We start from the raw sequence: 19,216 nt of genomic DNA on the forward strand, positions 1-19,216 counted from the left end.
CTCCGTTACTCCCCACTACAGGACATTCGATATGCAAGAAGCAACTCTCGCCCAGCCTGCAAGCAGGCAGGCATGGCTCGGTCTGTTCACGGTGCTTGGACTGGTGGCACTCGTGGCCATGGATGGATCAGTGCTCTATCTGGCCATGCCACACATTACCTCCGCCATCACCCCAACCGCAGACCAGGCCCTCTGGATCTTGGATATCTACGGATTTGTCGTTGGGTCGTTGCTGGTAGCATTCGGCAACATAGGTGATCGCTTCGGACGCCTGCGCTTGGTGATGGTTGGGGCCTGCGTATTTGGCGCTGCCTCCGTGGGGGCAGCGTTCTCGGAATCACCAACCAGCCTTATTGCGTTTCGGGCACTCACGGGGTTGGGCGGGGCCACTCTTCTTCCATCGGGGTTGGCCATCGTCTCCAACCTCTTTCCCGACCCGAAACAACGCGCCCAGGCAATCGGCATCTTCGCAGCGACCTTCGCAGCAGGCTTTGCGGTCGGGCCGCTGATTGGCGGGATGCTACTGCAGCACTACACCTGGGGTTCGGTATTCCTGATTAACGTGCCAGTCGTTGTGCTGTTCCTACTGCTTGCTCCGCAATTGCTCAAAGAGGTGCATGCACCCACTGAGGGCAAGATTGACTTGCTCAGCTTGCTACTTTCCTTTGTCGGCATCCTCTTGTTCACCTATTCGCTTAAGACAGGCGCGGTTCTAGGCGTATCGACAGAGCAACTGGCAATCGGCGCGGCTGGTCTTCTCGGACTGATCTGGTTCACGCTGCGTCAGCGCAACCTGGAACACCCGCTCCTAGACGTGCGACTGTTCAAAGACCGGATCTTCACGATCGCCATTTTGACGGGGCTGCTTTCACTGGTCGTCTGGTCGTCCGCTGGCTACCTGGCCGGTGTGTACATGCAGTCGGTGCTGGGCTTCGATGTTTTCAGCACAGCGCTTCTGACCATACCGGGTGCGCTGGTTCTAACAGCCACCTGCGTCTGGACAAGCCATATCGTTGACCGGGTTGGTCGCAAGTGGGCACTCGTCACCACCCACCTGCTGATCGCCGCTGGCATGGGACTGCTCCTGTTAACGACCGCTACTCACGGCGCCGCATTCTTCGTTGCTTCGACCATTGTCGCAGGCGTTGGCTACGGCCTCTCTTTCAGCCTCGTCGCTGAGATCGCAGTATCGGCTGTGCCGCCAGAACGCGCCGGCGCGGCTGCCTCTATCGCAGAAACCAGTAACGAGATCGGTAATGCCCTGGGGATCTCTGTGCTGGGCTCGGTGGCGGCACTCTGGTTCCGCCTGTACGGCCCAGGTGTAGCAGGCACCCTGAATGAGACGCTTGATCAGACCTTGATCAGCCCCGAGACGATCCAACACGCGAATGATGCCTTCCTGGCCGGTATGCATACCGCCCTAGGAATTGCAGGTCTGTTGACCTTCATTGTCGCGGTACTCGCCATCGTGTGGCTTCCCCGGAAAATGCCCGAGTAATCGGGTATACCCTCTCCCCAATTTGCCAGTCAGTACAAAGGATTCTGTCATGAGCTTGGCCACTGTTGTCGCTGCCGTTTTTGAGAAATACGCTGATCGCCCTGCCATGGGTTCGCGTGTGAAACGACTTGTGATCGGGCAATCCGGAGAACGGGTCGTTCACCTGGAACCCCGCTACCAAACGCAGACCTATGCCCAGCTATGGGCGCGAACCGGCTACGTTGCCTCGTCGCTTCACCATAACGCCCAGGCCCCGGTACATGCCGGCGATACCGTAGCGATGCTGTCATTCACCAATGCCGACTATGCAACTTTGGATATCGCCTGCATCAGGATCGGGGCAATGACGGTGCCACTTCAGACCGGCACCTCACTGGCCGACCTCCTCGCTGTTCTTGACGAGACGCGACCTGTCTTGTTGGCCTGTAGTGTCGAACAGTTAGATACAGCTGTAGCCTGTATTACCGCCACGCCATCGATTCGGCGCCTCGTGGTGCTCGATGTCGCAGAGGGTGCTTCCGACCAAGTTTCGGCCATCGAACAGGCACAGGTCAGATTGCGCGACTCAGGCAGCGAAGTTGAGGTTTCGACTTTCCACAACGATGTCGAAAACGGTAAGGCACTGCCAGATGTCGAACTGGATGTCCGGCCTAATTGCGACGACGAGCTCGCGATGTTGATTTACACATCGGGCAGTACCAGACTTCCTAAGGGGGCTATGTATACCCAAAAGCTGGCAGCGGGAATGTAGGGTGGTTCATGGGCAACGATTTTTTCGGAGAATCGGGCACTGACCTTCCACTACATGCCAATGAGCCATGTCGCGGGACACTCGTCGCTTAAAAGTACTTTGGCCCGAGGCGGCACCTGCTTCTTCACTGCGCAAGCGACGCTCGCCACCTTGATGGAGGACATCTCGCTGGTCAAACCCACCGAGTTGTCTCTCGTGCCTCGTGTGTGCGAAATGATCTACCAGAAATACCAGGGCGAACTTGCCCGGTACAACGCCGTCGACGGCGATCCCCGATCGGTTGAAATTCTCGAAAGCATGCGGACTCAGGACATGGAGGGTGCGTGGCTTGGGCCAGCTGCAGCTCAGCTCCAATTGGGCCTGAGCTCAGAGACTTCACCGAGCGACTGCTCGGGATCCCGCTTCACAACGTATACGGGTCAACCGAGGCCGGCGCGATCTGGATCGACAACGAGCTGCTGCGCCCACCTGTTGAAGACTACAAACTCATCGACGTGCCCGAGTTGGGCTACTACCTCACCGACCGTCCCTATCCGCGCGGAGAGCTGTTACTCAAGACATCGTCGATCATTCCGGGCTACTACAAGCGCCCGGAGCTCACCGAGGATCTGTTCGATGCGGCAGGCTATTACCGCACCGGTGACATCGTTGCCGAGCATGGCGAAAACAAGCTGCACTTCGTGGATCGCCGAAAAAATGTCGTGAAGCTGTCTCAAGGAGAGTTCGTAACCTTGGCCAGGCTTGAAACGCTCTTCTCCGGCATCCCCGACCTGGACAGCATTTTCGTTCACGCCAACAGTGAGTGGTCATTCCCCTTGGCAGTCCTCGCCCCCAACGCACGGCTCGTTGCACGCTTCGATGGCAGTGAAGTCATGATTCGCGCACACCTGATCGAGGCTATTCGCAAGACCGCAAGGGAGGCGGGCCTGCGAAGCTTCGAAATTCCGAGAGACTTCGTTTGCGCGACTGAGAAATTCACCCAGGAGAACGGAATGCTTTCCGACCACGGAAAGCCTTTGTGGCCACGGCTACGTCAGCGCTATGAACGGCAACTGGATGCCCTCCACGAACAAATTAAATCCCGTGAGGCGAGTCAGTTCCTGGACATTCATCGCCTAGCCAAAGAGCGTCCGGCGATCGAGGTCGTCAGGCAGGCGGTGCAGACAGTATTGGGTGTCCCCCCTGAGGCTATCAGTCCTGACATGCATTTCCGCGACCTTGGAGGAGATTCACTTTCGGCGGTTTCGCTCTCCTCGGTGCTCTCTGACACGTTCGCTATCGCAGTGCCGGTGGATGTCATCATCAGCCCCGCCTACGATTTGCAACATATCTCCAACCACATCGAGAAAAAGCTCAGTCTGGGTGCGATTCGGCCAACGGCCCAGCAAGTGCATGGCCCGAATGCCACGGTGTATCGCGCCTCAGACCTCTCGCTAGACAAGTTCCTATCCCCGGAGCTGTTGATGCAACAGAGCTCGCCGAGCCAGTTCGGGGCTGGGCCCAAGACGGTGCTGCTCACCGGCGCCACCGGTTTCTTAGGGCGCTTTCTTGCACTCGATATCCTCGAACGCATCAATCGAGAGGGGGGCAAGCTGATCTGCATTGCCCGTGCCCGAGATTCGAAGGTCGCGCAGGATCGACTGATGAGGGTGTTCGGCGACTCCGGCAATACGTTGAGCAAACGATTCATGGCGCTTGAGAAAAACCTTGAGGTTATCGCCGGCGACATCGGAGAGGAGCGCCTCGGCCTAAATCCTGTAACATGGGAGCAACTCGCCGAAGAAGTGGATGACATCATCCATGCAGGCGCTCTGGTTAATCATCTCCTACCCTACGCAAACCTATTTGACGCCAACGTCAACGGCACAGCTGAGTTGATCAGCCTGGCGTTAACCCACCACCAAAAACCGATCAGCTTCATGTCCAGCATCGCTGGTCTCGACCCTAATGGGCGAGCTTCCCACCCAACTACTGGATGAAGACCAGGACATCCGCGAATGGGGGAACGTTGTTTCCGCCGAAGACACGTATGCCGCGGGCTATGGCCTAACTAAGTGGGCGGGAGAGGTACTGTTGCGTGAAGCACACGAGCGCTACGGACTGCCTGTCACCGTCTACCGCTCCAGCATGATCCTGGCTCACCAGCATGAACCTGGACAACTGAATGTACCGGACATGTTCACTCGCTTGCTGTTGAGCGTCGCGGCTACGGGTTTGGCTCCAAAAACATGCTATCGAGCCGATGAGAATAACTCGGTAGAGCATGCCCACTACGACGGCCTCCCGGTGGACTTCACATCCGCTACGATCATCAAGACCAGCCTTGAGCAAGAGCCAGCTGGCTACCGCTCGTTCAACTTGGTGAATCACCACGATGACGGTATTTCTCTCGATTCTGCGATCGATTGGATGAGGGACATGGGCGTGAAGATCACCACCGTAAACGACTATGCCGAGTGGCTCCAACGATTCGAGCAAGGTATGCGTGACTTGCCAGAACGAGTGAGGACGCAGTCGATGCTTCCTTTGCTCCACAGTCTCTCGTGCCCTACTCGCGTGCAACGAGGCTCCACTATTCCGTCAATGAAGCTCCAGTCAGCATTAGCACAGGGAAGTCGGCAACCCTTTGAAGTACCAAAGATCGAGCGAGCACTGATTGCGCGATACGTTAGTGACCTCCAAGCGCTCGGCTTGATCCACTCTAGCGGGCATTCAGTTCGCTGACGCCACGGTTGGCCAATTGGTCGGCGCGCTCGTTGCCGGGGTGGCCGGTGTGGCCGCGTACCCACTGCCAGCGCACCTGATGGCGATTGACCTGCTCATCCAGGGCTTGCCAGAGGTCGGCATTCTTTACCGGCTGCTTGGCGGCGGTCTTCCAGCCACGTTTCTTCCAGTTGGGCATCCATTCGGTGATGCCCTGCATCACGTACTGGGAGTCGGTGATGATTTTCACCTCGCAGGAGCGCTTGAGCGCGACCAGCCCCATGATGGCGGCCATTAACTCCATGCGGTTGTTGGTGGTATCGCGTTCACCCCCCCAGAGTTCGCGCTCGGCGCCCTTGTAGACCAGCAAAGCACCCCAGCCACCAGGACCGGGATTGCCCTTGCAGGCGCCGTCGGTATAGATCTCGACCAGATCGCTCACTTAAGCCTCATGTTTCGAATCGCACCGGCTGACCTTGGCCACTGGCATGGGAACCAGCTTGCCCATGGGTTCACGCCGGGCCTGACGCAGCGGCCGCAAACCGATCACCAGCTTGCGCGCCACCAACAGATAGAAGCCTGCGCCGAGCCCTTGCCCGGCGGCGCCCCAACGCTCCAGGCGGGCCAGGCGGGATTGCCAGGCGGCTGAAGCGAGCGGCGGACGATAGCACCCGAAGCGGCGTTTCTCCAGCGCGAAGCCCAGCAGGTTGAGCCAGTCACTGACCCGGGCAGGGGAGATGCAACGGGCTTGGCGCAGGGCATCGCGGGCGAAGTAATGACGCACGCCCCAGGCACTCCAGGGATTGACCCCGATAATGATCAGATGCCCGCCGGGACGCACGCTGCGGGCGGCTTCCCGAAGCAGGCTATGGGGCGACAGGCAGAAGTCCAGGCCATGCTGCAGCACCACCACGTCGGCGGCATGCTCACTGAGGGGCCAGGCCGCTTCTTCGCAAGCGATCTCGACGCCTGGCAAGGGTGCCCCCAGGTGCACGCTGCGCTGGATTTGCCTGGCGCCCGGCGGCAGCTCCGCGCGCGGACCGTAATGGACCAGATAGCCGCCGAAGTAACGCGCCAGCTCGTCCTCCAGCAGGCGCTGCTCTTCGAACAGCATCAGGCCGCCCAACGGCCCTGAGAACCAGGAACGCGCCCCATTGATCAGCTCCAGCCAGTCGGCATCGGCTTGGGCGAATGCTTGCTCGGTCATGGCAATCTCCTGCGTCAGAGCCCTAAGATGCTCCATTGCTCTCTGCTTGGCGACTCCCTTCATGATCAAGATCGACGCCCTTCCCGCCTTTTCCGACAACTACCTGTGGTTGCTGCAGGATGCCGAAAGCCGCTGCTGCGCTGTGGTCGACCCCGGCGACGCAGCGCCGGTGCTGGCCTGGCTGGACGCGCACCCCGGCTGGCGGCTGACCGACATCCTGGTCACCCACCACCACCATGACCACGTCGGCGGCGTCGCCCGCCTCAAGCAAGCCTGCGGCGCCCGTGTGCTGGGGCCGGCGCAGGAAGCGATCCCCGCACGCGACCAGGCCCTGGCCGACGGTGAGAGCGTCCAAGTGCTGGGGCTTGAGTTCCGGGTAATCGAAGTACCCGGCCATACCCTGGGCCATATTGCCTACTACCACGCGGACGCCAAGCGCCCGCTGCTGTTCTGTGGCGATACCCTGTTCGCCGCCGGATGTGGCCGGCTGTTCGAGGGCACCCCGGAACAAATGCACGGCTCCCTCAGCCGCCTGGCAGCGCTGCCGGCGGCCACCCAGGTCTACTGCACCCACGAATACACCCTCAGCAACCTGCGTTTTGCCAAGGCAGTGGAGCCCGGCAACCACGCCACTTCCCAGCGATTCGACGAGGTCACCCGGCTGCGTGAGCAGGGTGGCATCAGCCTGCCATCGACCCTTGCGCTGGAACTGGCCACCAACCCCTTCCTGCGGGTAACCGAAACATCCGTTAAACAAATGGCCGACGAGCGGGCCGGACGGGATATCCCTACGCCAGCCGAGGTTTTCGCGACCCTCAGAGCCTGGAAAGACCAGTTCTGATCACCCGGTCAGGCCATGATTGGCTGGTGAAAACTTGACCAGCCATAGGTCGATTTCTAGAATCGCCGAACTTTTTTGCCGGAAAAACCTCACAGCCGATGTTGTCTTCGCCGATCAGAACCTTCGACCTGGATGCATTGGCACGAGCCGCACGCGCGCTTGTGGTGGTGTTCGCCGCCACACTCGCCGGCTGCTCTGGCATGAGCCAGAAGGACGATGACCAGGGCCGGGACACCGACCGCGCGCTGGGCATGAACCAGCCGACCCAGTGGCTGGAAGAAACCGAGACCGAGCGTGAGCCCCAGGACATATGGGAACGCATGCGCAACGGTTTCAAGCTGCAGGGCGAGATCGGCGTCAACCCGCGCATCGAGCGCCAGCGCCTCTGGTACTCGAGCAAGCCTTCGTTTCTGGAAAGCGCCAGCTCCCGCGGCAGCCTCTATATCCACTACGTGGTCGAACGCCTGGAAGAGCGCAACATGCCGCTGGAACTGGCCCTGCTGCCGGTGGTGGAAAGCGCCTACAACCCCTTCGCCTATTCCCGTAGCCATGCGGTGGGCCTCTGGCAGTTCATCCCTTCAACCGGCCGCCATTACAACCTGCGCCAGACCAACTGGTACGACGGCCGTCGCGATATCACCGCGTCCACCAACGCCGCCCTGAACTACCTGGACCGTCTGCACGAGATGTTCAACGGCGACTGGTTGCTGGCCCTGGCCGCTTACAACGCCGGCGAGGGCACCGTGAGCCGCGCTATCGAACGCAACCAGAAGCTGGGCCTGCCGACCGACTACTGGAACCTGCCGCTGCCGCAGGAAACCCAGGACTACGTCCCCAAGTTGCTGGCCCTGTCGCAACTGGTGATGGCGCCCGAAGCCTACGGCGTGAACCTCAGCCCCATCGCCAATGAACCCTACTTCGAAGTGGTGGAGGTCAAGCAGCAGCGCCTCGACCTGTCCCAGGTGGCCGAACTGGCTGACATGGACGCCGACGAGATGTACCAGCTCAATCCGGCGTTCAAGAAGCGCATCACCCTGGATGGCCCGCAGCACCTGCTGGTGCCGACCGACAAGGCCGAGCTGCTGACCGCCAACCTCGCCCTGATGAAACCCCAGGAGCTGGTGGACTGGCAGCAGTACCGGGTGCGTAACGGCGACAGCCTCCACGGCATCGCCAACCGCTACCACGTGACGATCAAGACGCTGAAGGAGATCAACGGCCTGTCCGGCAACGATCTGCGCGTAGGCCAGCAGCTGAGTATTCCGGTGGAGCCGGGGCTGAAACCCGAGCAACCGCTGTTCCAGAATGTGGCCCGCAACAGCGCACCGGCTCCGACGCGCAGCCACAAGGTGAAAAGCGGCGAGAACCTCTGGACCATCGCCCGCCAGTACAAGGCGGACGTTCAGGACATCAAACGCTGGAACAACCTCAAGGGCAACCACCTCAAGACCGGACAAGTGCTGAAACTGCAAGGCGTCGCCACCCGGGTCGCCAGCCTCGGCAAAGACAAGGCCACGGGCGACAGCCGCGAGTCCGTGACCTACTACAAGGTCAAGCAGGGCGACTCCCTTTATCTGATCGCCAAGCGCTTCAATGTCGAGATGAAGCACCTGCAACGCTGGAACCCGCGCAGTGGCGGCGGTCTTAAACCCGGCCAGACCCTGACCGTCTATCTGCCCTGACACGCCTCCCGCATACCACCTGGCCCCCTGGCTGGGCCACCGGTTGATGCGCGGTGCGTAGGGTGGAAATCCACGAATGGGATTTCCACCGCGAAGGTGGATAACAGGGCTATCTCTGCCCTACAGCCCCCTACTCCTTCATCCACTGGCTAGTGTTTCTGCGCCATCGCATCCAGGCACCGCCCAGCTGCCTGGGCGAAATGCTGGAACGCGACGAACTGCTCATGCCTGAGCGCCCTGCCTGACTGGCGACAATCGGCGTAGATCACACCGACCTCACGCTTGCCGGCCAACAATGGCGCGACGAAGAACATCCCCTGCCCCAGCCACTCGCGCATGGGGCGCGTCACCAGATCATTCAGGCTGTAGCTGGCTGGAACACCCATCCAGAAGGTTTCCCGCGTCCGTAACACATAGCTGAAGAGGTTGGACTCCCCTGGCAGGTTGGCAGGCAAAGCGAACTCACTTGACCAACGACTGGTACCCTCACCTACCGCGCGGCGAACCGTGAAACGGCTGCGTTGATCGGTGAGCACCATCACCATTACGCGCTCCAGCCCTGCGCCCTGGTGCAGCCCCTGGAGCAAGGTATCCAACACCAGGTTGATGTCGGCCTTGCTCGACACCAGCATCCCCAGTTCCTGCAGGGCCTGCTGCATGACCGGCAGGTTCGGCTGCAGCAACCGCGCCTGGCGCTGCTCCCGCTGCAAGCGTATCTGCTCCGGGTCCGTGTGGGGGATCAGGTGACAGAGCTTGCTGGCACCGAAGGTCGTCGCCACCTTGACCGCTTCGTCAGCGCTGGCCAGCACTTGCTGCAAGGCCTCCTCGCGGCTGAGGCCGATCAGGCTGGCCAACTGCTCCACCAAGCCGGTCATCGTCGGCGAATCCCAACCCTGCAACGCCGCCTCGCTGATGCGTACGCCCAGGCTCACCGCCTTCACCGCCGGATCACCCTGGGCCGTGCCGGCCTGGGCCAAGCTGACCAGATCCCCCAGGTTCCAGCTGCGCACCAGCCCAAGGGTGAGTTGGCGAAAGCTGGTGCCCAGCACCTCGCGCACCGTGCGCTCTTCGTCGACGCCCGGCTGTGCCAGTGCCTCGGCCAGTTCATCGGCCTGCTCGCCGCCACAACCCCAGAACGCCAGCTCGCCGAGGTTATGCAGCAATGCGGCGATGAACACCTCTTCCCGGCTACGGGCCAGCAGGTAACCGGCAATGTTGCGTGCCTGCACCGCAGCATGGAAAGAACGCGCCAAGAGTTCAGGCAGCTGCTCCCGCGCGCCCCGCGTCAGCAAATTGTCGATCAGGCTCACCGACAGGCCGATCAGACGCACGTTCTCGAAGCCGATCAGCACAATGGCGCGGGAGATGGTGCGGATGGCTTCCTGCGAGGGGTTGTAATAGACACTGTTGGCGACCTTCAGGACCTTGGAGGTCAGCGTGGCGTCGCGCAACAGCACGTCAGCCAGTTGCTGCACGGAGGATTTGTCCTGCTGGGCCATCTGGTGCAAGTCCTGCACCACCGCGGCCAGGGCGGGTAATTCGGCCTCGTTGAGACGGTCGATCCATGACTGCAAACCATGGCTGCGTTCACCCAAGATTGAAACCTCTGCACAATTTTCCAGACGGTGGTCAAAATGCTGGCCAGTTCCCCGCAGGCTGGCCCTTTTTTCTGGTTCTTCGCGGATTCTGGGGAAAGAGCGAGTTGACAGTCAGGAAAGTGGGTAGATTGGCAGTCGCCAAACGAACCAACCCCCACTCCCTGCTGCCGCCGTGCATCCTATTGATCTTGCTGCTTTCTGGCCAGGCTACGCGGTCGTCGCCTGTCGCCAAGCCACTCACGACACCCTGCTAATCAGTCTTGAGCCCCTGGCCGAGCACTTACCGATTTGCAGCCGGTGTGCCAAGCCCAGTCCGTTGATCCACGAGCGGCGAATTCGTCAGGTGCGTGACCGTGACCTGCTGGATCAGCGTGTGCTGCTCCAACTGCCGGTGCGCCGCGTCGACTGCCTGGATTGTGGGCGGGTGACCGAACGGATTGACTGGTTGGAGCCAGCCTCCCGCCTGACCCAGCGCTTGCGAGTCTGGCTCGAGGGCTTGCTGCAACTGTTGCCGATCAGCCACGTCAGCCGCCTCACCGGCCTGCACTGGCACACCCTCAAGACACTCGACAAGCGCCGCCTGGAAGCCTCGGTTGGCGCGTTTGAGCCAGGCGAGGTGCGTCGGCTGGTGATGGACGAGTTCGCCCTGCACAAAGGCCATCGCTACGCCACGGTGATCATGGATGCCGAGCGCACGCGGGTGCTGTGGGTGGGGCACGGCAACAGCCGTGAGGCGATCCGCCCGTTCTTCGAATTACTCGGCGAGCACTGCCAGCAGATTGAGGCGGTGGCCATGGACATGAACACCGCTTTCGACCTGGAAGTGCGGCAGCACTGCCCGCAGGCCGAAGTGGTATACGACCTGTTTCATGTGGTGGCGCGCTACGGTCGTGACGTGATCGACCGTATCCGGGTCGACCAAGCCAACCTCCTGCGCGAAGACAAACCGGCGCGCAAGGTGGTCAAGCAAAGCCGCTGGCTGTTGCTGCGCAATCGCGAAAACCTCAAGGACGGACAGGCCGTGCAGTTGCAGGAGCTCCTCGACGCCAACCAGCCATTGGCTACTGTCTATGTGCTCAAGGATGCTCTGAAGGAAGTCTGGTACGCCCCCTGCGTGCGGGAAGGCTGGCGGCGCTGGCGGGCCTGGCTGCGACATGCCCAGGAAAGCGGCCTCGCACCGCTACAGCGCTTTGCGCGCAACCTGCGCAAATACGCTCGGGGCATCCTCGCCAGTGCTCGCTTCCCCATGCACACCAGTGTTCTGGAGGGGGTGAACAACCGCATCAAGGTGATCAAACGCATGGCCTATGGCTTCCGGGACTCGGCCTACTTCTTCCTGAAAATCAAGGCCGCCTTCCCCGGGAAAGCGCGATGAACCTTTTTTCTTGCCTGTACAAGCTGTTACTGTACTTGCTAGCTGTTACCGCCGACACCCGCGGCGCGTGACCCCCAACACGATTTCGCTGGCCAGACGCCCGCGCCTTCCTGCCAGCGAGGCCAGCGCCACATGCCCGACACGACAGCCATGGATCGGACCCCCGCCTGATGCGTCGCCTCGTTTTCATGCTCATAGGCCTGCTGGCTCAGCCCTGCTTCGCCAGCCTGATCGAAAGCCACGGCTATGCCCAGTTCGGCGCCTTGAAGTATCCCGCCACCTTCGAGCATTTCGACTGGGTCAACCCCAGCGCCCCCAAAGGCGGCACGCTGCGGATCATGGCCTTCGGCAATTTCGACACCCTCAACCCTTACACCTTCAAGGGCACCAGCCCGGTGGGTACGCCCAACTTCCTGCAGTACGGGGTAAGCGAGCTGAACGAGCCGCTGATGGTTGGCACCGGCCAGTACGACCCCTCAGGCGACGAACCCGCATCCAGCTACGGACTGATCGCCAAGAGCGTGGAGTACAGCGAGGACCGCAGCTGGGTGGTGTTCAACCTGCGCAAGGAGGCTCGCTTCCATGACGGCCAGCCCATCACGGCCTACGACGTGGCGTTCTCCTACCGCACGCTGGCCAAGAACGGCCATCCGCAGTACCGCACCAACCTGCAGGAAGTGAAGCGGGTCGACATTCTCAATCGCCACAGTATCCGCTTCGTACTCAAGCGCGCTGGCAATCCGCTGCTGATCCTGCGCCTCGGCGAATTGCCCGTACTGCCGCAGCATTACTGGAAGGACCGCGATTTCAAAGCCACCACCTTCGAACCGCCGCTGGGCAGTGGCCCTTACCGCATCACCCAGGTCAGGCCGGGCCGCAGCCTGGTGTTCGAGCGGGTCAAGGACTGGTGGGGCGAGCAGTTGCCGGTCAACCGCGGCAAGTACAACTTCGACCGGGTAGAGGTCGAGTTCTACCGCGACAGCAACGTCGCCTTCGAGGCCTTCAAGGCCGGCGAGTTCGATTTCTACATCGAGCACCAAGCGAAGAACTGGGCCAACGCCTATCGTTTCCCGGCCATCGCCCGGGGCGATGTGATCCGCGCGGAAATCCCCCACCAGATTCCAACCCAGACCCAGGCGTTGTTCATGAACACCCGCCGCGCCGTATTCCAGGACCGCAAGGTGCGCGAAGCCATGGGGCTGATGTTCGACTTCGAATGGACCAACCGCACCCTGTTCAACAACGCCTACATGCGCGCCGCCAGCTACTACCCCAATAGCGAATTCAGCGCCGCGGGCAAGCCCGAAGGCCACGAGTGGCTGCTGCTCTCCCCGCACCGCAAGGAACTGCCGGAACCCCTGTTCACCCAATCGTTCCAGGTACCCACCACGGAAGGTCGCGGCATCCCGCGGGAAACCCTTCGCCGAGCCCTCGGTCTATTGGCCGACGCCGGCTGGAAATTGTCCGGCCAACGCTTGCTCAACGATCGTGGCCAACCGCTGCGCTTCGAGATCCTTCTGGTCAATCCGAACCTTGAACGTATCCTCCAGCCCTACAGCGAGAACCTTGCCAGCATCGGCATCGACGTCAGCCTGCGCACGGTTGACCGTGCCCAGTACAAGCAGCGCCTGGACCACTTCGACTACGACATGATTCTGATGACACTGCCGCAAACCCTGAGCCCTGGCCTGGAACAGTTTCTCTACTTCCACTCCAGCCAGGTGAGCGTGAAGGGCAGTAAGAACTATGCAGGCGTCGCCAACCCGGTGGCCGACGAGTTGATCGACAAGCTCCTCGGCGCCCAGAGCCGCGACGAGCAACTGGCCGCCGCGCGGGCCCTCGACCGCACCCTGCTCTGGGAGCACTACGCCATTCCCAACTGGTACATCAACTATCACCGCCTGGCGTACCGCAACCGGTTCGCCTTCGTCACCACGCCGCCCTATACGCTAGGTCTGCGCGCCTGGTGGCTGAAGCCCACGGAGAACGCCCGATGAGTAAAACGCTGCGTACCTTCTGCCTGCAGGGTTGTGGCGCCCTGCTGCTGTCGCTCGCTGGCCTCGCCATCGCCGAGCCCAAGTACGCCATCACGCTTTACGACGAGCCCGCCAAGTACCCGGCGACCTTCACGCACTTTTCCTGGGTCAACCCGGACGCCCCCAAGGGCGGCGTCCTGCGCCTTGCCGGCGTTGGCGGCTTCGACAGCCTCAACCCCTTCATCCCGCGGGGCAATGCCGCCGACCAGCTCGGCCTGATCTACGACAGCCTGACCTTCCACTCCCCCGACGAGCCCTTCACCGAATATGGCCTGCTGGCGGAGAAGATCGAGAAAGCGCCGGACAACAGCTACGTGCGCTTCTACCTGAATCCCAAGGCACGCTTCCACGATGGCCAGCCGGTAACGGCCGAGGACGTGATCTTCACCTTCAACACCCTCGTCGAACATGGTGACCCCATGTACCGCCACTACTACGCCGACGTGGCCAAGGTGGAGGCCGAAGACAAGCTGCGCGTCCGCTTCGACTTCAAGCACGCGGGCAACCGCGAGCTGCCGCTGATCCTCGGCCAGATCCAGGTGCTGCCCAAGCATTACTGGGATGGCCGCGACTTCGGCAAGACCAACCTGGAACCGCCAGTGGGCAGCGGCCCCTACCGCATCGCCAAGGTGGATGCCGGCCGCTCGATCCGCTATGAGCGTGTCAAGGACTGGTGGGCCAAGGACCTGCCGGTCACCCGCGGCTATTACAACTTCGACGCCATCATGGTGGACTATTACCGCGACACGTCCGTCGCGCTGGAGGCCTTCAAGGCCGGCCAGTTCGACTTCAACCTGGAGTATTCCGCCAAGGATTGGGCGACCGGCTACGAAAGCCCCGCCCTGCGAGCGGGCAAGATCGTCAAGGAATCCATCCAGAACCATAATCCGACCGGCATGCAAGGCTTTGCCTTCAACATCCGCCGGCCAGTGTTCCAGGACCGCCGGGTGCGCGAGGCCATCGCCCAGCTGTTCGACTTCGAATGGGCCAACAAGCAGCTGTTCTTCAGCTCCTACAAGCGCACCCGCAGCTACTTCGAGAACTCGGAGATGGCCTCCCACGAGATGCCCGACGCCGCGGAACTGAAAATTCTCGAGCCGCTGCGTGAGCAGATGCCGGCGGAAGTCTTCACCCAGGTGTTCAAGCCGCCGGTGAGCGACGGCAGCGGCATCATCCGCGACCAGAAACGCCGCGCCTACCAACTGCTCACCGAGGCCGGCTACAAGATCGAGAACGACAAGATGGTCGGCCCGGACGGCAAGCCACTGGCCTTCGAAATCCTCATCGCCCAGGCCAACCTGGAACGGGTGATCCTGCCCTTCAAGCGCAACCTGGCGGAGCTGGGCATCGACCTGCAGATTCGCCGCGTGGACGTGTCCCAGTACATCAACCGCCTGCGCTCGCGCGACTTCGACATGATTCCCGCCACCTGGGGTCAATCCAACTCGCCGGGCAACGAACAGATGGAATTCTGGCACTCACGCAGCGCCGACAGTGCCGGCAGCCGCAACTTCATCGGCCTGCGCGACCCCGCCATCGACAAGCTGGTGGAAGGCCTGATTCGCGCGGACTCGCGGCAAAGCCTGGTGGAACACGCCCGCGCCCTGGACCGGGTACTGCTCTGGGGTCACTACGTGGTGCCCAACTACTACGTCGACACCTGGCGAGTGGCGTACTGGAACCACTTCCAGCGCCCCGAAAAGACGCCGCTCTATGATTTCGGCCTGATGACCTGGTGGCAGAAACCGGGCATGGAAACTGCTAGCCAGTCCGAGCAATCCCCTCCCGAGCCGGATGCCCAGTAAATGCTCGCCTACATACTGCGTCGACTGCTGCTGATCATTCCCACCCTGTTCGGCATCCTGCTGATCAATTTCATCATCATCCAGGCGGCGCCCGGCGGCCCGGTGGAACAGATGATCGCCAAGCTGGAAGGTTTCGATGCCGCCGCCGGCGGCGCAACCGGACGCATTTCCGGTGGCGGCGCCGAGGTCGCCACCGCCAGCTCCAACTACCGTGGCGCCCAGGGCCTGGACCCGGAACTGGTGGCCGAGATCGAGAAGATGTACGGCTTCGATAAGCCGGCGCCGGAACGCTTCTGGCTGATGATCAGCAACTACCTCAAGCTGGATTTTGGCAACAGTTTCTTCCGTGATGCCAAGGTCACCGACCTGATCATCGAGAAGCTGCCGGTATCCATCTCGCTCGGGCTCTGGAGCACCCTGATCATGTACCTGGTGTCCATCCCCCTCGGCATCGCCAAGGCCGTGCGCCACGGCAGCGCCTTCGACGTCTGGAGCAGTTCGGCGATCATCGTCGGCTACGCCATCCCGGCCTTCCTCTTCGCCATCCTGCTGATCGTGCTGTTCGCTGGCGGCAGCTACTACGACTGGTTCCCCCTGCGCGGCCTCACCTCGAACAACTTCGATGAGATGAGCCTGGGCGGCAAGATCATCGATTACTTCTGGCACCTGGCGCTGCCGGTGACAGCCCTGGTAATCGGCAACTTCGCCACCCTCACCCTGCTGACCAAGAACAGCTTCCTCGACGAGATCAACAAGCAGTACGTGATCACCGCCCGCGCCAAGGGCCTTTCGGAGCGTGGCGTGCTCTACGGCCACGTGTTCCGCAATGCCATGCTGCTGGTCATCGCCGGCTTTCCTTCGGCCCTCCTCGGCATCTTCTTTACCGGCTCCCTGCTGATCGAGGTGATCTTCTCCCTCGACGGCCTGGGCCTGCTGAGCTTCGAATCGGCCCTCAATCGCGATTATCCCGTGGTGTTTGGCACCCTGTTCATCTTCACCTTACTGGGACTGATCTTGAAACTGATCGGCGACCTCACCTACACCCTGGTCGATCCTCGCATCGACTTCGAAAGCCGGGAGGGTTGAGCATGCAACTCTCCCCCATCAACCGCCGCCGCTTCGAACGCTTCAAGGCACACAAGCGCGGCTGGTGGTCACTCTGGCTGTTTCTCATCCTCTTCGTCCTCAGCCTGGGCGCCGAGCTGATCGCCAACGACAAGCCGCTGGCGGTGAATTACGACGGCCAGTGGTATTTCCCCATCCTCAAGCGCTACCCGGAAACAACCTTTGGCGGCGAGTTCCCGCTGGAGGCCAACTACAAGACGCCCTACATCCGCGACCTGATCGAATCCAAGGGCGGCAGCATGATCTGGCCGCCAATCCCCTTCAGTTACGAGACCATCAACTACGAGCTCAAGGTGCCCGCCCCCGCGCCACCTTCGGCAGAGAACTTGCTGGGCACTGACGACCAGGGCCGCGACGTTCTGGCACGGGTGATCTACGGCTTCCGCGTCTCGGTGCTGTTCGCCCTGACCCTGACCCTGCTGAGCTCCATCATCGGCGTGATCGCCGGTGCCCTGCAGGGGTTCTATGGCGGCTGGGTGGATCTGGCCGGTCAACGCTTCCTGGAAATCTGGTCAGGCCTGCCAGTGCTCTACCTGCTGATCATCCTGGCCAGCTTCGTGCAACCGAACTTCTGGTGGCTGCTGGGCATCATGCTGCTGTTCTCCTGGATGAGCCTGGTGGACGTGGTACGGGCCGAGTTCCTCCGTGGCCGCAACCTGGAATACGTGCGCGCCGCCCGCGCACTGGGCATGCAGAACGGCGCCATCATGTTCCGCCACATCCTGCCCAACGCAATGGTCTCTACCATGACCTTCATGCCGTTCATCCTCACCGGCGCGATCGGTACTTTGACCGCGTTGGATTTCCTCGGCTTCGGCCTGCCTCCAGGCGCCCCTTCCCTGGGCGAACTGGTGGCCCAGGGCAAGTCGAACCTGCAGGCACCCTGGCTGGGCATCTCCGCCTTCCTGGTCCTGGCGGCCATGCTGACCCTGCTGGTGTTCATTGGCGAAGCCGCCCGCGATGCCTTCGACCCGAGGAAGTGAGATGAGCGAAAACCTGATTGAAATCCGCGACCTTTCCGTCGAGTTCGTCACCGGCGAAAAGGCGCAGCGCGTGGTCGAAGGCGTCAGCTTCGATATCCGCAAAGGCGAAACCCTGGCCCTGGTCGGCGAAAGCGGCTCCGGCAAATCGGTGACGGCGCATTCCATCCTGCGCCTGCTCCCCTACCCCCTCGCCCGCCATCCCAGCGGCAGTATCGACTACGCCGGCAAGGACCTGCTGAAGCTGCCGGAGACCAAGCTTCGCGGCATTCGCGGCAACCGTATCGCCATGGTCTTCCAAGAGCCCATGACCTCGCTCAACCCGCTGCACAGCATCGAGAAGCAGATAAACGAAGTACTGGCCCTGCACAAGGGCCTGACCGGCAAGGCCGCCACCAGGCGCACCCTGGAGCTTCTGGAACTGGTCGGCATCCCCGAGCCGCACAAGCGCCTCAAGGCATTTCCTCATGAACTGTCCGGCGGCCAGCGGCAACGGGTGATGATCGCCATGGCCCTGGCCAACGAGCCGGAACTGCTGATCGCAGACGAGCCCACCACCGCGCTGGACGTGACCGTCCAGCTGAAAATCCTCGATCTGCTCAAGGAACTGCAGGCACGCCTGGGCATGGCCCTGCTGCTGATCAGCCACGACCTGAACCTGGTTCGGCGAATTGCGCATCGAGTATGTGTCATGCAGCGCGGTTGCATCGTCGAACAAGCGTCGTGTGATGAGCTGTTCCATGCGCCACAACATCCCTACACCCGAGAACTGCTTGGCGCCGAGCCTTCGGGCCGGCCGGCGGAGACCTCGGTTGGGAACCCTCTGCTGGAGGTCAATGACCTGCGCGTGTGGTTCCCAATCAAGAAAGGACTGCTGCGGCGCACCGTGGATCACGTCAAGGCCGTGGACGGCGTCGACTTCAGCCTGCCCCAGGGACAGACCCTGGGTATCGTGGGCGAAAGTGGCTCCGGCAAGTCCACGCTGGGCCTGGCGATCCTCCGGCTGCTCGGCAGCCGGGGCGGCATTCGCTTCCAGGGCCAGGCCCTGGATGGCCTGTCGCAGAAGGATGTGCGGCCGTTCAGGCGCGAGATGCAGGTGGTCTTCCAGGACCCTTTCGGCAGCCTCAGCCCACGCATGTGCGTGGGCCAGATTGTCGGTGAGGGACTGCGAATCCACCGCATCGGCACCGAAGCGGAGCAGGAACAGGCCATCATCGACGCGCTCCTGGAGGTAGGGCTGGATCCGGAAACCCGGCACCGCTACCCCCACGAGTTTTCCGGTGGGCAGCGGCAGCGAATTGCCATTGCCCGGGCATTGGTGCTGAAACCGGCGCTGATCCTGCTGGACGAGCCCACCTCGGCGCTCGACCGGACGGTTCAGCGCCAGGTAGTGGAGTTGCTGCGCAGGCTACAGACCAAGTACGACCTGACCTACCTGTTCATCAGCCATGACCTGGCTGTAGTCCGGGCGCTGAGTCACCAGCTGATGGTGATCAAGCACGGCCAGGTGGTCGAACAGGGTCCGGCCGACGCTATCTTCGCCGCCCCGCAGCACAGCTATACGAAGCAGTTGCTGGAAGCCGCATTCCTGGCTCCGGAAACTGCCCATTAACCA

14 protein-coding genes and 1 pseudogene are annotated in these 19,216 nt (G+C 61.7%); 12 read left to right on the forward strand and 3 right to left on the reverse strand.

Going from position 1 to position 19,216, the window contains the following annotated elements; translation table 11 throughout:
- Positions 1–31 precede the first annotated feature (31 nt).
- The 4 genes and pseudogenes from THL1_RS17890 (at position 32) to THL1_RS30945 (ending at position 4,973) form a co-directional block, all read left to right on the forward strand.
- Positions 32–1,498: an MFS transporter gene (locus THL1_RS17890; RefSeq protein WP_069084482.1), complete on the forward strand. Its 1,467-nt coding sequence runs from the start codon at positions 32–34 to the stop codon at positions 1,496–1,498.
- Between the two features lie 106 nt (positions 1,499–1,604).
- A pseudogene (locus THL1_RS30935) lies at positions 1,605–2,528 on the forward strand (AMP-binding protein); the annotation flags it as partial.
- Between the two features lie 44 nt (positions 2,529–2,572).
- Positions 2,573–4,228: an SDR family oxidoreductase gene (locus tag THL1_RS30940; protein WP_083245938.1), complete on the forward strand. Its 1,656-nt coding sequence runs from the start codon at positions 2,573–2,575 to the stop codon at positions 4,226–4,228.
- Positions 4,197–4,973, forward strand: coding sequence for an SDR family oxidoreductase (locus THL1_RS30945; RefSeq protein WP_083245939.1), 777 nt, complete (start codon positions 4,197–4,199; stop codon positions 4,971–4,973). Before THL1_RS30940 ends, THL1_RS30945 begins: the two co-directional genes overlap by 32 nt.
- On the opposite strand, the gene rnhA is transcribed toward THL1_RS30945, so the two are convergent.
- Together rnhA and THL1_RS17905 are read right to left on the reverse strand one after the other, a co-directional pair.
- Positions 4,951–5,394: a ribonuclease HI gene (gene rnhA, locus THL1_RS17900; RefSeq protein WP_069084483.1), complete on the reverse strand. Its 444-nt coding sequence runs from the start codon at positions 5,392–5,394 to the stop codon at positions 4,951–4,953. The two genes, THL1_RS30945 and rnhA, sit on opposite strands and share 23 nt — an antisense overlap.
- The gene (locus THL1_RS17905) at positions 5,395–6,159 is read right to left on the reverse strand and encodes a methyltransferase domain-containing protein (protein WP_069084484.1); all 765 of its coding nucleotides are present in this window, start codon (positions 6,157–6,159) and stop codon (positions 5,395–5,397) included.
- A gap of 61 nt (positions 6,160–6,220) precedes the next feature.
- Here THL1_RS17905 and gloB point away from each other — a divergent pair, with 61 nt between their 5' ends.
- Together gloB and THL1_RS17915 are read left to right on the forward strand one after the other, a co-directional pair.
- Positions 6,221–7,000, forward strand: coding sequence for a hydroxyacylglutathione hydrolase (gloB, locus tag THL1_RS17910; protein ID WP_069084485.1), 780 nt, complete (start codon positions 6,221–6,223; stop codon positions 6,998–7,000).
- Between the two features lie 98 nt (positions 7,001–7,098).
- Positions 7,099–8,682: a LysM peptidoglycan-binding domain-containing protein gene (locus THL1_RS17915; RefSeq protein ID WP_069084486.1), complete on the forward strand. Its 1,584-nt coding sequence runs from the start codon at positions 7,099–7,101 to the stop codon at positions 8,680–8,682.
- Between the two features lie 149 nt (positions 8,683–8,831).
- On the opposite strand, the gene THL1_RS17920 is transcribed toward THL1_RS17915, so the two are convergent.
- Positions 8,832–10,277, reverse strand: a complete 1,446-nt coding sequence (locus tag THL1_RS17920; RefSeq protein ID WP_177343839.1) for an HDOD domain-containing protein — start codon at positions 10,275–10,277, stop codon at positions 8,832–8,834.
- Positions 10,278–10,452: 175 nt separating this feature from the next.
- Here THL1_RS17920 and THL1_RS17925 point away from each other — a divergent pair, with 175 nt between their 5' ends.
- From THL1_RS17925 to THL1_RS17950, 6 genes are all read left to right on the forward strand, one after another.
- Positions 10,453–11,655, forward strand: a complete 1,203-nt coding sequence (locus THL1_RS17925) for an ISL3 family transposase (protein WP_145928262.1) — start codon at positions 10,453–10,455, stop codon at positions 11,653–11,655.
- Between the two features lie 170 nt (positions 11,656–11,825).
- Complete coding sequence (locus THL1_RS17930; protein ID WP_069084487.1) at positions 11,826–13,652, forward strand: extracellular solute-binding protein; 1,827 nt, start codon at positions 11,826–11,828, stop codon at positions 13,650–13,652.
- The gene (locus THL1_RS17935; protein WP_069084488.1) at positions 13,649–15,496 is read left to right on the forward strand and encodes an extracellular solute-binding protein; all 1,848 of its coding nucleotides are present in this window, start codon (positions 13,649–13,651) and stop codon (positions 15,494–15,496) included. Before THL1_RS17930 ends, THL1_RS17935 begins: the two co-directional genes overlap by 4 nt.
- Positions 15,497–16,582 carry a microcin C ABC transporter permease YejB gene (locus THL1_RS17940; RefSeq protein ID WP_069084489.1) on the forward strand — a complete coding sequence of 362 codons (1,086 nt, stop codon included), beginning with the start codon at positions 15,497–15,499 and terminating at the stop codon, positions 16,580–16,582.
- 2 nt (positions 16,583–16,584) lie between these two features.
- Positions 16,585–17,604 carry an ABC transporter permease gene (locus THL1_RS17945; RefSeq protein WP_069084490.1) on the forward strand — a complete coding sequence of 340 codons (1,020 nt, stop codon included), beginning with the start codon at positions 16,585–16,587 and terminating at the stop codon, positions 17,602–17,604.
- 1 nt (position 17,605) lies between these two features.
- Positions 17,606–19,213 carry an ABC transporter ATP-binding protein gene (locus tag THL1_RS17950; protein ID WP_069084491.1) on the forward strand — a complete coding sequence of 536 codons (1,608 nt, stop codon included), beginning with the start codon at positions 17,606–17,608 and terminating at the stop codon, positions 19,211–19,213.
- The last annotated feature ends 3 nt before the right edge of the window (positions 19,214–19,216 follow it).

Origin of the sequence: Pseudomonas sp. TCU-HL1, assembly GCF_001708505.1 — a bacterium.
In the GTDB taxonomy this organism is placed as follows: Bacteria; Pseudomonadota; Gammaproteobacteria; order Pseudomonadales; family Pseudomonadaceae; genus Metapseudomonas.

Coding starts and splice junctions, on each gene's coding strand:
- THL1_RS30945 (WP_083245939.1), top strand. CDS start 4,197: ATGGGCGAGCTTCCCACCCAACTACTGGATGAAGACCAGGACATCCGC.
- THL1_RS17945 (WP_069084490.1), top strand. CDS start 16,585: ATGCAACTCTCCCCCATCAACCGCCGCCGCTTCGAACGCTTCAAGGCA.
- THL1_RS17905 (WP_069084484.1), bottom strand. CDS start 6,159: ATGACCGAGCAAGCATTCGCCCAAGCCGATGCCGACTGGCTGGAGCTG.
- gloB (WP_069084485.1), top strand. CDS start 6,221: ATGATCAAGATCGACGCCCTTCCCGCCTTTTCCGACAACTACCTGTGG.
- THL1_RS17890 (WP_069084482.1), top strand. CDS start 32: ATGCAAGAAGCAACTCTCGCCCAGCCTGCAAGCAGGCAGGCATGGCTC.
- THL1_RS17950 (WP_069084491.1), top strand. CDS start 17,606: ATGAGCGAAAACCTGATTGAAATCCGCGACCTTTCCGTCGAGTTCGTC.
- THL1_RS17930 (WP_069084487.1), top strand. CDS start 11,826: ATGCGTCGCCTCGTTTTCATGCTCATAGGCCTGCTGGCTCAGCCCTGC.
- THL1_RS17935 (WP_069084488.1), top strand. CDS start 13,649: ATGAGTAAAACGCTGCGTACCTTCTGCCTGCAGGGTTGTGGCGCCCTG.
- THL1_RS17940 (WP_069084489.1), top strand. CDS start 15,497: ATGCTCGCCTACATACTGCGTCGACTGCTGCTGATCATTCCCACCCTG.
- THL1_RS17915 (WP_069084486.1), top strand. CDS start 7,099: ATGTTGTCTTCGCCGATCAGAACCTTCGACCTGGATGCATTGGCACGA.